This window comes from Citrobacter sp. wls711, assembly GCF_005281055.1.
Taxonomy (GTDB): Bacteria; Pseudomonadota; Gammaproteobacteria; order Enterobacterales; family Enterobacteriaceae; genus Citrobacter; species Citrobacter gillenii.
The window spans coordinates 396,921-408,911 of the sequence record NZ_SZXC01000007.1 but is presented as its reverse complement, the minus strand read 5'-3'; the positions used below and the strand labels follow the sequence as shown (position 1 = coordinate 408,911).

General features: G+C 53.8%; 12 protein-coding genes. 11 read left to right on the top strand and 1 reads right to left on the bottom strand.

Translation table 11 applies throughout. The annotated features are described in order from the left end of the window. The first annotated feature begins 99 nt into the window (after positions 1-99). From FDW98_RS03895 to FDW98_RS03875, 5 genes are all read left to right on the top strand, one after another. On the top strand, positions 100-651 hold the full coding sequence (locus FDW98_RS03895) for a hypothetical protein (RefSeq protein WP_096758145.1): 552 nt from the start codon (positions 100-102) through the stop codon (positions 649-651). 454 nt (positions 652-1,105) lie between these two features. Then, positions 1,106-1,351, top strand: coding sequence for a DUF2543 family protein (locus FDW98_RS03890; RefSeq protein WP_096758144.1), 246 nt, complete (start codon positions 1,106-1,108; stop codon positions 1,349-1,351). Positions 1,352-1,425: 74 nt separating this feature from the next. Next, positions 1,426-1,902 carry a cold-shock protein gene (locus tag FDW98_RS03885; RefSeq protein WP_096758143.1) on the top strand — a complete coding sequence of 159 codons (477 nt, stop codon included), beginning with the start codon at positions 1,426-1,428 and terminating at the stop codon, positions 1,900-1,902. A gap of 259 nt (positions 1,903-2,161) precedes the next feature. Beyond that, positions 2,162-2,656 carry a molybdopterin-dependent oxidoreductase gene (locus FDW98_RS03880; protein ID WP_096758142.1) on the top strand — a complete coding sequence of 165 codons (495 nt, stop codon included), beginning with the start codon at positions 2,162-2,164 and terminating at the stop codon, positions 2,654-2,656. A 17-nt stretch (positions 2,657-2,673) separates the two neighbouring features. After that, a complete protein-coding gene (locus tag FDW98_RS03875; protein ID WP_096758141.1) occupies positions 2,674-4,662 on the top strand; it encodes a bifunctional diguanylate cyclase/phosphodiesterase in 1,989 nt (662 codons plus the stop codon). A 29-nt stretch (positions 4,663-4,691) separates the two neighbouring features. Here the strand turns inward: FDW98_RS03875 and FDW98_RS03870 are convergent, their stop codons facing one another. Further along, a complete protein-coding gene (locus FDW98_RS03870; protein WP_212726257.1) occupies positions 4,692-5,504 on the bottom strand; it encodes a DNA-binding transcriptional regulator in 813 nt (270 codons plus the stop codon). Between the two features lie 190 nt (positions 5,505-5,694). On the opposite strand from FDW98_RS03870, the gene FDW98_RS03865 reads away from it, so the two are divergent. Genes FDW98_RS03865 through mhpE form a run of 6 tightly spaced genes read left to right on the top strand, consistent with a single transcriptional unit; the run spans position 5,695 to position 11,976 of the window. Then, positions 5,695-7,359, top strand: coding sequence for a bifunctional 3-(3-hydroxy-phenyl)propionate/3-hydroxycinnamic acid hydroxylase (locus tag FDW98_RS03865; protein ID WP_096758139.1), 1,665 nt, complete (start codon positions 5,695-5,697; stop codon positions 7,357-7,359). Position 7,360: 1 nt separating this feature from the next. Further along, positions 7,361-8,305: a 2,3-dihydroxyphenylpropionate/2,3-dihydroxicinnamic acid 1,2-dioxygenase gene (gene mhpB / locus FDW98_RS03860; RefSeq protein WP_096758138.1), complete on the top strand. Its 945-nt coding sequence runs from the start codon at positions 7,361-7,363 to the stop codon at positions 8,303-8,305. Positions 8,306-8,333: 28 nt separating this feature from the next. Further along, positions 8,334-9,200 (top strand): 2-hydroxy-6-oxonona-2,4-dienedioate hydrolase, encoded by an 867-nt coding sequence (gene mhpC / locus FDW98_RS03855; protein WP_096758137.1) that lies wholly within the window; start codon positions 8,334-8,336, stop codon positions 9,198-9,200. A gap of 9 nt (positions 9,201-9,209) precedes the next feature. Next, a complete protein-coding gene (gene mhpD, locus FDW98_RS03850; protein WP_096758136.1) occupies positions 9,210-10,019 on the top strand; it encodes a 2-keto-4-pentenoate hydratase in 810 nt (269 codons plus the stop codon). Beyond that, positions 10,016-10,966: an acetaldehyde dehydrogenase gene (gene mhpF, locus FDW98_RS03845; RefSeq protein ID WP_096758135.1), complete on the top strand. Its 951-nt coding sequence runs from the start codon at positions 10,016-10,018 to the stop codon at positions 10,964-10,966. The genes mhpD and mhpF overlap by 4 nt, the downstream gene beginning before the upstream one ends. Further along, positions 10,963-11,976, top strand: a complete 1,014-nt coding sequence (mhpE, locus tag FDW98_RS03840) for a 4-hydroxy-2-oxovalerate aldolase (RefSeq protein WP_096758134.1) — start codon at positions 10,963-10,965, stop codon at positions 11,974-11,976. Before mhpF ends, mhpE begins: the two co-directional genes overlap by 4 nt. The last annotated feature ends 15 nt before the right edge of the window (positions 11,977-11,991 follow it).

Sequence of the window (11,991 nt, the reverse complement as noted above, 5' to 3'; positions counted from 1 at the left end):
ATCATAATTAATTATTTTTCGGCTACTGCCGATAATCTGTAGTCGGTATATTTCTGCAGGACTGACAGAGAAGTACTCAAAAAACAGGGAGTATGACGAATGATTAAAGGCTTAAGTATTTTATTAACGACCATGGTTCTGACGGGATGTAGCGTTGATTTTTCTGATACGCTACCCGATTATACCGGCAGTGATGCGGCTTACATACGTGTTGAAAATACGTTGCAACCTACGCCGTACAGAATAGAAAAACAGATCCCTGCCGGGAACTGTTGGAAGTCAGAAAAAGCGTATGGAATAACATCGAAAGTTGCCATTGTTGGTATTAAAGTTAGAACCTCTAAGGCTGTTAATGGCATTGCGCCGCCTTCCGCTGATTTTGCGGCCAAAAGCTATCAGGAATATACCATCCAACCTGGGTTCACCTATAAAGTATGGTGGAAGCGGGAAGAGCGCAGCATGCATGGTATCGACCTGGGACAAACCTATTCAGGTTCGTTCCTTGCTAATAAAGGTCATACGTACGAAATTAGTAATGACAATAACGACGTTCGAATTGTTGATCTGAGTAAAGACGCCTCTCCGGAAATGAAATCTTTACCGGAGTGCAACTACAATCGAGATCTGTTAGGGAAAAAACAGTATCTCTGACATGCGTAGTTGTGTACGGGCCGGATACAGCGCTTGCCCGTCATCCGGCAACGAGAGGCTGCGAGCCACGGCCTGATGGCGCTTCGCTTATCAGGCCTACAGAGGAATCGTTATTTATATTAACCACGTTAACTCCTATAAGGTAACCCGATAATTCTCTCGTGTATTTTGATATAATAACAATGCAATCTTTCATTACTGGTGTTCTATTGATATTTCCGCAATAGCCTCATCGTTGGATGACCACTTATCACCTTCGTACAACTCGAATTATTGAGAGTGTTAGACTTAAAATAATCTGATTGTCCCTGCGTTACTACACTATTTTACCTGCGGATATATGAAACATATTGCAGTCAATAAAACAGATCGCTAACGGTGAAATAAGAATGCTATCATTCACCCCAGACGCGGCAGACAACTGCTGGCACACGCATTCACCCCGGAGCACCTGATGAACAACGACATTCCGCTAAAATATTATGATATCGCCGACGAGTACGCGACCGAGGCCGCAAAGCAGGTTAGCGACGCAGAACGCGACGCGCTGGCGCACTACTTCCAGCAGCTGATCGTCCGTTTGATGAACAACGAAGAGATCGGCGAAGACGCGCAGCAGGAGATGGCAACCGTGGCCGGGATCGACGTACAGCGTATCGATGATATCGCCGGGTTCCTCAACCGCTGGGGCAACGAGTAGCCAAAGACGTGGCCGATGTTTTACACTGCGCGCAAATTTTACGAGTATGACGTTTTAATCAGGCGGAAACAGCAATGAACGGAACAATCACAACGTGGTTTAAAGATAAAGGCTTTGGATTTATCAAAGATGAAAACGGCGATAACCGCTATTTTCATGTGATTAAGGTTGCTAATCCTGAGCTGATCAAGAAAGACGCGGCGGTGACCTTCGAGCCGACCACTAACAACAAAGGCCTGTCTGCCTATGCGGTGAAAGTGGTGCCCGACAGCAAATACATCTATATCGCGGGTGAGCGCCTGAAACTCACGGCGATCAAGTCCTGGGTGGTGTATAGCGAAGAAGTGCCGGTTGAAACCCGCATTGATAAAGAAAATGCGGTGCTGTCCGTGGGCGCGCTGATGAACAGCATTAAGCCGAAGTCAGACGTCAAGCCTGGCGAAATGCGTTCGCTGAAAAAGCTGGCCATCACTACTTTCCAGGGTACGACGCTGATCTTCTCGGAAGATGAGATAGACATCGAAGAAACGGTAAAGCTGCTTAAAGTCTAAAGCGCTCCAGGCTGAACGTGTGCCGAAATCCTGCTCATTTTATGAGCGGGGTTTCGGTTTTTTTTTGGCCTGCATGGTGGCAGGCGGACATTGTCTGAGCTATTAATTAGTATAAAAATGGAGTGATGGCTAACCTGTTGATTTTGATGATTTAAAATGTGAATGGGTTTACTGCACCAATAATATCCAGGCAGCATATGTAAATAGCATTATAACTAAATTATAATTCGTTTACATCCGGTCGGCAGGCGAGGTTAAAATGCGATTAATTGTTATGTTGTTAAGCTTTGTCGTCTCCACACAGCTCTGGGCGGGTGAACTTTCTAAACCTGCCGGTAAAGCCCTTTTAACGTTGTCCGGTAATATAGAAAATACAAATGAAGACGGGAAAGCCGTTTTTGATATTGCCAGCCTTGAGAAACTGGGCATGGTCAGTTTCCAGACCACCTCGCCCTGGTATAATGGACGCACTACCTTTACGGGTATTCCACTGCAAAAGCTGATGGATTATGTTGGCGCGAAAGGTTCTGTGGTTAAGGTCACCGCGCTCAATGACTACACCACGGTTATCCCACTCAGTGATTTCAAAAAATATAATGTTATCCTTGCTGTAAAAATCAACGAAAAATACATTCGCGTCCGTGATAAAGGTCCCTTATTCATTGTGTACCCCTATGACAGCATGCCTGAACTGAATAATCAGGTTTTTTATGCACGCTCAGCATGGCAGGTCAGCAGAATGAATATTGAGTAGGAGTTCAGAAGAACATCATGAACAGAATACTGGCGGGCATCATATTTTCTCTTTTTATATCTACCGGGTATATCTCTTACCTCGTGCATGAACGGCAACAAGAGTTACAGAAACTGACTCACTACACCGATTCATGGTCCGCTGCACAACTGGTATCAGAATACTACCGTTTTGAGTCATGGCTTGGTCTTTACACTATCGATGATTCTATGAACCTCGATGATGTACGTCTGCGCCTCGACATCATGCTCAGCCAGAATGATTTAATGAAAGAAGGTGAGTTGGGGCATTATATACAAAATAATGAAGCGCATGGTGAACTGGCTTTACAACTGGAAAACACACTTAACTATCTGGATGTTCATCTTGAGAAAATGAATCGTCCAGAGCTCCAGACATACTTGAAAAAAATGCATGCGCTGGATGCGCCGCTAGGTCGTCTTTCATCCGGTGCGCTAAATAAAGATGTTAACTCGATTAATAGTACAAACCTCAAAATTCAAGCGCTGTACTATATTTATTCAGCGATCTCAGTACTGCTGATCATACTGAGTGCGATACTGGGCGTGCTGATATTCTATCAGAACAGAAATATTTTGCAGGCGCATCTTCAGGTTAAGCGTCTTGCTGAAGAATTGCAGAAATCTAAAGAAAAACTGCAAATCCAGAATACAAAACTGGAATATGACGTTTACCATGATTCTCTTACCGAGATGAATAACCGCCAGCTTTTTTGGGAAGATTTAAATAAAACCATCGAGACGGCAGAAAAGAATAGTAGTTCTGTGACAGTGATGTTGTTCGATTTAGACCGATTCAAAGAGGTCAATGATACGTATGGTCATGATGTCGGTGATTCATTGTTACGTCAGATATCCCATCGCCTGGTTTCGATGAGCCTGACTTCAGATACGCTTTATCGCTTAGGTGGGGATGAGTTTGCGTTTCTCTCGACAGGTCTGACTGAGAGTCATGCTGTTTCTCGCGCGCAAAAAGTATGTGATTTTATCAACCAGCCCTACACGATTTATAACACGATTATCAACATTACCACCTGCGTTGGCATTGTTATTTCCGAAACTGAACGCCGCTCCGACTATCTTTATAAATTTGCCGATCTCGCCCTATATGAAGCCAAAAAAGAAGGGTCTGGTAAGATAAAAGTCTTTCGGCAACGCATGTTAGATAAGTTGCAAGAAAGCAGAACCCTTGAGCATGATATGGCGATGGCGATAGCGAATAAAGAATTTGTGGTTTATTACCAGCCGATTGTAGATTCTTTCAGCAGGGAAATTTACAGCTATGAAGCCCTTATCCGCTGGATACATCCTCTTAAAGGCCTGTTGTCGCCGGATAGCTTTATTCCTGTTGCTGAAAAAACAGGAATGATTAATGAGATGGGGAAATCGGTGCTTGAAATGGCCTGCAGGGAAGCGGCTTCCTGGGCGGTTCCGGTTAAAATTTCAGTCAATGTCTCGCCTGTCCAGCTAAGCAGCAAAGCCTTTGCCGGAATAGTGTTGTCTATTCTGAAAGAAACAGGACTTCCGGCTGACCGTCTTGAACTGGAAGTGACGGAATCCTCTCTCTTTACTGACAGCAATACGCCGATGAATACGCTTAACAGGCTCAGAGCCCTGGGCGTGAAAATCTCCATTGATGATTTTGGTACGGGATACTCTTCGCTTTCGCGGCTGAGCAGGCTTGCCTTCGATAAAATCAAAATAGACAAGTCCTTTGTGCATTCGATATCTACACAGGAAGACGCCCTTAACATCATCAAACTTATCACCGGTATGGCGAAATCTCTCAATATGAAGGCGGTTGCAGAAGGGGTTGAAACGCAGGAACAACTGGAAAGTCTTCAGGCTCTGGGCTGCGATTTCGCACAAGGCTATCTGTTTGGTAAACCTCAACCTGGTATTGATGGAAAAATCAGAAACGGTAAATCGCGAACGTCTCTGCTGGCAGATAACGACGACACATTGCGCAGTGAACGTGGCTCTTAATCAGAAGGGGAGGGGAAATGTGATCCATCTCACCTCCCGGCAACCAAAATCTCCTGCGACGCCACGCCGTCTTCGATCTGCTTCGCCACTTTTTGTAAGGCCGGAAGGTGTTTTTCCGCGGCCTGTTCGATGGTCATCGCACTGGCCATATACACCAGGTTCAGGCAGCCGATCACCCGCTGTTCGCTGCGGATTGGCACGGCGATAGAGGCGATTTTCTCCTCCTGATCCCAGCCGCGATAGTTCTGTCCAAAACCGTCTTTGCGCGCGCGGGTCAGGATGGCGTCCAGCTTCAGCGGTTCGCGCGCCAGCTGGAATTCTTCTCCCGGTCGCGATGCCAGTATTTCGATCAGCTTCTGACGTTCATTCTCCGGACAAAACGCCAGCCAGGTCAGGCCGGAGGCGGTTTTCAGAAGCGGTAGACGACGCCCGACCATCGCCCGGTGAAATGACAGGCGGCTGAAGCGGTGGGTGGTTTCACGCACCACCATGGCATCGACGTCGAGCGTGGAAACGTCGGTCGGCCAGATGACCTCGCGCAGTAAATCCCCCAGCAGCGGTGCGGCCAGCGCGGAAATCCACTGCTCGTCACGAAATCCCTCGCTGAGCTGGCGAACTTTGATGGTTAAGCGAAAGCTGTCATCGGACAGGCTGCGCCGGACGTAACCCTCATCCTGCAACGTTTCCAGCAGTCGTCTGACCGTGGTGCGGTGCAGGCCGCTCAACTCTGCCAGCAGACCAACGCTGGCCCCACCGTCGAGCCGGTTTAACATATTTAATAACATTAACCCGCGGGTTAATCCGCGCACGGTTTTGTATTCGGTACTCTCGTCATTTTTCATATTCGTTGACAAATCTACAGGTAAAACAACGTTGTGCACTAAGTGCACATCCAGGCATGTTTTGATTGTAGCGCAAAAACACCCTCCTATACTGACCGCACAATAAAAAATTATTCACATATTTTTAACAAAGTAAGGGCGTCTCTCCAGAGGCTGCCATGACGTTTTGTCCGCGTAGTGAGGTTCTGAAATGACAACGATAAACCCGGATATCCAACCCGCTGTGCAACACACCGTGCAGGTGGCGATTGCCGGAGCCGGTCCGGTGGGGCTGATGATGGCGAACTATCTCGGCCAGATGGGCATTGAGGTGCTGGTGGTGGAGAAGCTCGATGCGCTGATCGACTATCCGCGCGCCATCGGCATTGACGATGAAGCGCTGCGCACCCTGCAGTCCGTCGGTCTGGTCGATAACGTGCTGCCGCACACCACGCCATGGCATGCGATGCGCTTTCTTACCCCCAAGGGCCGCTGCTTTGCTGATATCCAGCCGATGACCGACGAGTTTGGCTGGTCGCGCCGTAATGCGTTTATTCAGCCGCAGGTAGACGCGGTGATGCTGGAAGGGCTGTCGCGGTTTCCCAACGTGCGTTGCCTGTTCTCTCGCGAGCTGGAGGCGTTCAGTCAGAAGGATGGCGAAGTGACGCTGAACCTGAAGGCACCGGACGGTCAGCGTGAAACGGTGCAGGCCCAGTGGCTGGTGGCCTGCGACGGCGGCGGCAGCGTCGTCAGGCGCTCGCTGAATGTGCCATTCGAAGGTAAAACCGCGCCAAATCAGTGGATTGTGGTGGATATCGCCAACGATCCGCTCAGCACCCCACACGTGTATCTGTGCTGCGATCCGGTGCGTCCGTATGTCTCCGCCGCACTGCCGCACGCGGTGCGCCGCTTTGAATTTATGGTGATGCCGGGGGAAACCGAAGCGCAGCTTAGCGAGCCGCAGAATATGCGCCAGTTGCTGAGCAAAGTGCTGCCGAACCCGGACAACGTCGAGCTGATCCGCCAGCGCGTGTATACCCATAACGCCCGTCTGGCCGAACGTTTTCGTATTGACCGCGTGCTGTTGGCGGGCGATGCCGCGCACATTATGCCGGTCTGGCAGGGGCAGGGGTACAACAGCGGCATGCGCGATGCCTTCAACCTGGCGTGGAAACTGGCGCTGGTCATTGAGGGCAAAGCCGGTGATGCGCTGCTGGACACCTACCAGCAGGAACGCCGCGATCACGCCAAAGCCATGATTGATTTGTCGGTGACTGCGGGCAACGTGCTGGCACCGCCGAAACGCTGGCATGGCGCGGTGCGTGACGGCATTTCCTGGCTGCTGAACTACATTCCGCCGGTCAAACGCTACTTCCTCGAAATGCGCTTCAAGCCGATGCCGCAATATCACGTCGGGGCGCTGGTGCGTGAAGGCGACGCGAAAGCCTCCCCGGTCGGCAAGATGTTTATTCAGCCAAAGGTGACGCTGGAAACGGGTGACGTGACGCTGCTCGACAACGTCATCGGGCCGAATTTTGCGGTGATTGGCTGGGGCTGTAATCCGCTGTGGGGTATGAGTGACGAGCAAATCCAGCTGTGGCGCGCGCTCGGCACGCGGTTTATCCAGGTGGTGCCGGACACTCAGATCAATACCTCACAGGATAACCACGACGGGGTTATCCGTATTGGTGATACGCAAAATCGCCTGCGCGCGTGGTTTGCTCAACATAACGCCGCGCTGGTGGTGATGCGTCCGGATCGCTTCGTTGCTGCGGTTGCCATTCCGCAAACCCTGGGCAGCACCCTGAATAAACTGGCGTCGGTGATGACGCTCACCCGCACTCATGTCGCGGTTCCTGTCGAAAAGGTCGCCTGATATGCACGCTTATCTTCACTGTCTTTCCCACTCGCCGCTGGTGGGCTATGTCGACCCGGCACAGGCCGTGCTCGACGAGGTCAACGGGGTGATCGCCAGCGCCCGTGCGCGCATTGCGGCGTTCGATCCCGAACTGGTGGTGCTGTTTGCCCCCGATCACTACAACGGTTTTTTCTACGATGTGATGCCGCCGTTTTGCTTAGGCATTGGCGCCACGGCGATCGGTGATTTTGGCAGCGCGGCGGGAGAACTGCCGGTGCCGGCGGATCTCGCGGAAGCCTGCGCCCACGCGGTGATGAAAAGCGGCATCGATCTTGCCGTGTCGTACAACATGCAGGTCGATCACGGCTTTGCTCAGCCGCTGGAGTTTTTGCTCGGCGGGCTGGATAAGGTCCCGGTATTGCCGGTGTTTATTAACGGCGTCGCCACGCCGCTGCCGGGCTTCCAGCGCACTCGCCTGCTCGGCGAGGCGATTGGTCGGTTCACCAGCTCGTTAAATAAACGCGTGCTGTTTATAGGCTCCGGTGGGCTGTCGCACCAGCCGCCGGTGCCCGAGCTGGCGAAGGCCGACGCCCACATGCGCGACCGTCTGCTTGGCAGCGGTAAGCAGTTGCCAGAAAACGAACGCCAGCTACGCCAGCAGCGGGTGATCAGCGCCGCCGAAAAGTTTGTTGAAGATCAGAACACGCTACACCCGCTCAACCCCGTCTGGGATAACCGTTTTATGACTCTGCTTGAGCAGGGACGTCTGGCGGAACTGGACGGCGTCAGCAACGAAGAGCTGTCCGCGATGGCGGGCAAATCGACGCACGAAGTGAAAACCTGGGTTGCCGCCTTCGCCGCTATTTCTGCTTTTGGTCACTGGCGCAGCGAAGGCCGTTACTACCGTCCGATCCCGGAGTGGATCGCTGGATTTGGCTCGTTGAGCGCCGCCACACAGAACTGAAATAGAACTGAACATGCAGGAGAACATCATGACTTACCAACCGCAAACCGAAGCCGCCAGCAGCCGTTTTCTTGAGGTGCAGGAAGCTGGCGAAACCCTACGCGTACATGTCAATGACTGTGGGCAGGGCGAAGAGACCGTTGTGCTGCTGCACGGATCAGGCCCGGGCGCCACGGGCTGGGCCAACTTCAGCCGCAATATCGATCCGCTGGTTGAGGCCGGTTACCGGGTGATCCTGTTGGATTGCCCGGGCTGGGGGAAAAGCGATGGGATCGTTAACCGCGGGTCGCGATCAGATCTGAACGCTCGCATCCTGAAAAGTGTGGTCGATCAGCTGGATCTTCAGCAAGTCCACTTACTGGGCAACTCGATGGGCGGCCACAGCGCCGTGGCGTTCACCCTGAGCTGGCCGGAGCGCGTGGGCAAGCTGGTGCTGATGGGCGGTGGGACGGGCGGTATGAGCCTGTTTACGCCGATGCCAACTGAAGGCATCAAGCGCCTGAACCAGCTGTATCGCGAGCCGACCATCGAGAATCTGAAGTTGATGATGGACATCTTTGTGTTCGACACCAGCGACCTGACCGACGCGCTGTTTGAGGCACGACTCAATAACATGCTGTCGCGTCGCGATCACCTGGAAAACTTTGTCCAGAGCCTGGAAGCCAATCCAAAACAGTTCCCGGACTTTAGTCCGCGTCTGGCGGAGATCAAAGCCCAGACTCTGATTGTCTGGGGACGCAACGATCGCTTCGTGCCGATGGACGCCGGGCTGCGCCTGCTCGCCGGAATTGCGGGTTCAGAGCTGCACATTTACCGCGACTGCGGGCACTGGGCGCAGTGGGAACATGCGGACGCCTTTAATCAGCTGGTGCTGAACTTCCTCGCGCGACCTTAAGGAACGGAAATGACGAATCGTAATCTTGAACAGTTAGCCGCTGATTTACGCCAGGCACAGGAGCAGGGTGTCGCGATTGCCCCGCTGCGCGAATTGATTGGTGTGGACAACGCCGAGGCGGCCTACGCCATTCAGCACATCAACGTGCAGCACGACGTGGCGCAGGGGCGTCGCGTGGTTGGGCGTAAGGTGGGGCTGACGCACCCGAAAGTCCAGCAGCAACTGGGGGTCAGTCAGCCCGACTTCGGCACGCTGTTTGCCGACATGTGTTACGGCGATAACGACACCATCCCGTTTGAGCGCGTGCTGCAACCGCGGATTGAAGCGGAGATTGCGCTGGTGCTGAACCGCGACCTGCCTGCGACCGACACCACGTTTGATGAGCTGGTTAACGCCATCGAGTGGGTGCAGCCCGCACTGGAAGTGGTCGGCAGCCGTATTCGCGACTGGTCGATTCAATTTGTTGATACCGTGGCGGACAACGCCTCCTGCGGCGTGTACGTGGTTGGCGGCCCGGCGCAGCGCCCGGCGGGGTTAGATCTGAAAAACTGCACGATGAAAATGACGCGTAATAACGAGGAGGTTTCCAGCGGGCGCGGCAGCGAATGTCTGGGGCATCCGATCAACGCTGCCGTCTGGCTGGCGCGCAAAATGGCCAGCCTCGGCGAGCCGCTACGCGCCGGAGACATCATTCTCACCGGGGCGTTAGGCCCGATGGTCGCGGTAAATGCGGGCGATCGTTTTGAGGCCCATATCGAGGGTATTGGTTCAGTCGCCGCCACGTTCTCTGCGGCGGTTACAAAAGGAAGTCAGTCATGAGTAAGCGTAAAGTCGCCATTATCGGCTCCGGTAACATCGGCACCGATTTGATGATTAAAATTCTGCGTCACGGCAAGCAGCTTGAGATGGCGGTGATGGTCGGTATCGACCCGGGATCCGACGGTCTGGCGCGCGCCAGACGCATGGGCGTCGCCACCACCCATGAAGGGGTAACGGGGCTGATGGCAATGCCGGAATTTGCCGATATCGACATCGTGTTTGACGCCACCAGCGCGGGTGCGCACGTGAAAAATGACGCCGCCTTACGCGCGGTTAAGCCGGGGATCCGCCTGATCGACCTGACGCCGGCGGCGATTGGCCCGTACTGCGTGCCGGTAGTGAATCTCGAGGCCAACGTGGATCGGCTGAACGTCAATATGGTGACCTGCGGCGGCCAGGCGACCATCCCGATGGTGGCGGCGGTGTCCCGCGTGGCGCGGGTGTATTACGCCGAGATTATCGCCTCTATTGCCAGCAAGTCCGCGGGACCGGGCACGCGCGCCAATATTGATGAATTTACCGAAACCACCTCGAAGGCGATTGAAGTGGTGGGCGGTGCCGAGAAAGGCAAAGCGATTATTGTGCTCAACCCAGCGGAGCCGCCGCTGATGATGCGCGACACGGTGTATGTGCTGAGCGAAGAGGCTTCTCAGGCAGAAATTGAGGCGTCGATTAACCAAATGGCAGCGGCGGTACACGCGTACGTGCCGGGCTACCGCCTGAAACAGCGCGTGCAGTTTGAGGTCATCCCACAGGATAAACCGGTGAATCTGCCGGGTATTGGCCAGTTCTCCGGCCTGAAAACTGCGGTGTATCTGGAAGTGGAAGGTGCGGCGCACTACCTGCCAGCCTACGCGGGCAATCTCGATATTATGACCTCCAGCGCGCTGGCGACCGCTGAAAAGATGGCACAGTCACTCGCGCGTCAGGCAGGAGAAGCAGCATGAACGGTAAAAAACTCTATATCTCTGACGTGACCTTGCGTGACGGCATGCATGCTATTCGTCATCAATATTCGCTGGAAAACGTCCGCCAAATAGCTAAAGCGCTGGACGATGCGCGTGTCGATTCCATTGAGGTGGCGCACGGCGACGGGTTACAGGGCTCCAGCTTTAACTACGGCTTTGGCGCGCACAGCGATCTGGAATGGATTGAAGCGGCGGCGGACGTGGTGGAGCACGCCAAAATCGCCACGCTGTTGCTGCCGGGTATCGGCACGATTCATGACCTGAAAAACGCGTACCAGGCCGGTGCGCGGGTGGTGCGCGTGGCGACCCACTGCACCGAAGCGGACGTGTCGGCCCAGCATATTCAGTATGCGCGCGAGCTGGGCATGGACACCGTCGGCTTTCTGATGATGAGCCACATGACCACGCCGGAGAAACTGGCGCAGCAGGCGAAGCTGATGGAAAACTACGGTGCGACCTGTATCTATGTGGTCGATTCCGGCGGGGCAATGAACATGACGGACATTCGCGATCGCTTCCGCGCCCTGAAAGCGGTGCTGAAGCCGGAAACGGAAACCGGGATGCATGCTCACCACAACCTGAGCCTCGGTGTGGCGAACTCCCTGGCCGCAGTGGAAGAGGGTTGTGACCGTATTGATGCCAGTCTGGCGGGCATGGGCGCAGGGGCGGGCAACGCGCCGCTGGAGGTGTTTATCGCCGCTGCGGATAAGCTCGGCTGGCAACACGGCACCGACCTTTACGCGCTGATGGATGCCGCCGACGATTTAGTCCGTCCGCTGCAGGACCGCCCGGTGCGGGTGGATCGCGAAACGCTGGCGCTGGGTTATGCCGGGGTCTATTCCAGCTTCCTGCGTCATTGCGAAGTGGCGGCGGCGCGCTATGGTCTGAGCGCGGTGGATATTCTGGTTGAACTGGGCAAACGCCGAATGGTGGGCGGCCAGGAAGATATGATCGTCGACGTGGCGCTGGATCTGCGTAACAGCAAATAAAAATAATGACGCGGC

Excerpts from the sequence above, each read along its gene's own strand:
- FDW98_RS03895 (WP_096758145.1), top strand. The coding sequence starts at position 100 with ATGATTAAAGGCTTAAGTATTTTATTAACGACCATGGTTCTGACGGGA.
- FDW98_RS03890 (WP_096758144.1), top strand. The coding sequence starts at position 1,106 with ATGAACAACGACATTCCGCTAAAATATTATGATATCGCCGACGAGTAC.
- FDW98_RS03885 (WP_096758143.1), top strand. The coding sequence starts at position 1,426 with ATGAACGGAACAATCACAACGTGGTTTAAAGATAAAGGCTTTGGATTT.
- FDW98_RS03880 (WP_096758142.1), top strand. The coding sequence starts at position 2,162 with ATGCGATTAATTGTTATGTTGTTAAGCTTTGTCGTCTCCACACAGCTC.
- FDW98_RS03875 (WP_096758141.1), top strand. The coding sequence starts at position 2,674 with ATGAACAGAATACTGGCGGGCATCATATTTTCTCTTTTTATATCTACC.
- FDW98_RS03870 (WP_212726257.1), bottom strand. The coding sequence starts at position 5,504 with ATGAAAAATGACGAGAGTACCGAATACAAAACCGTGCGCGGATTAACC.
- FDW98_RS03865 (WP_096758139.1), top strand. The coding sequence starts at position 5,695 with ATGACAACGATAAACCCGGATATCCAACCCGCTGTGCAACACACCGTG.
- mhpB (WP_096758138.1), top strand. The coding sequence starts at position 7,361 with ATGCACGCTTATCTTCACTGTCTTTCCCACTCGCCGCTGGTGGGCTAT.
- mhpC (WP_096758137.1), top strand. The coding sequence starts at position 8,334 with ATGACTTACCAACCGCAAACCGAAGCCGCCAGCAGCCGTTTTCTTGAG.
- mhpD (WP_096758136.1), top strand. The coding sequence starts at position 9,210 with ATGACGAATCGTAATCTTGAACAGTTAGCCGCTGATTTACGCCAGGCA.
- mhpF (WP_096758135.1), top strand. The coding sequence starts at position 10,016 with ATGAGTAAGCGTAAAGTCGCCATTATCGGCTCCGGTAACATCGGCACC.
- mhpE (WP_096758134.1), top strand. The coding sequence starts at position 10,963 with ATGAACGGTAAAAAACTCTATATCTCTGACGTGACCTTGCGTGACGGC.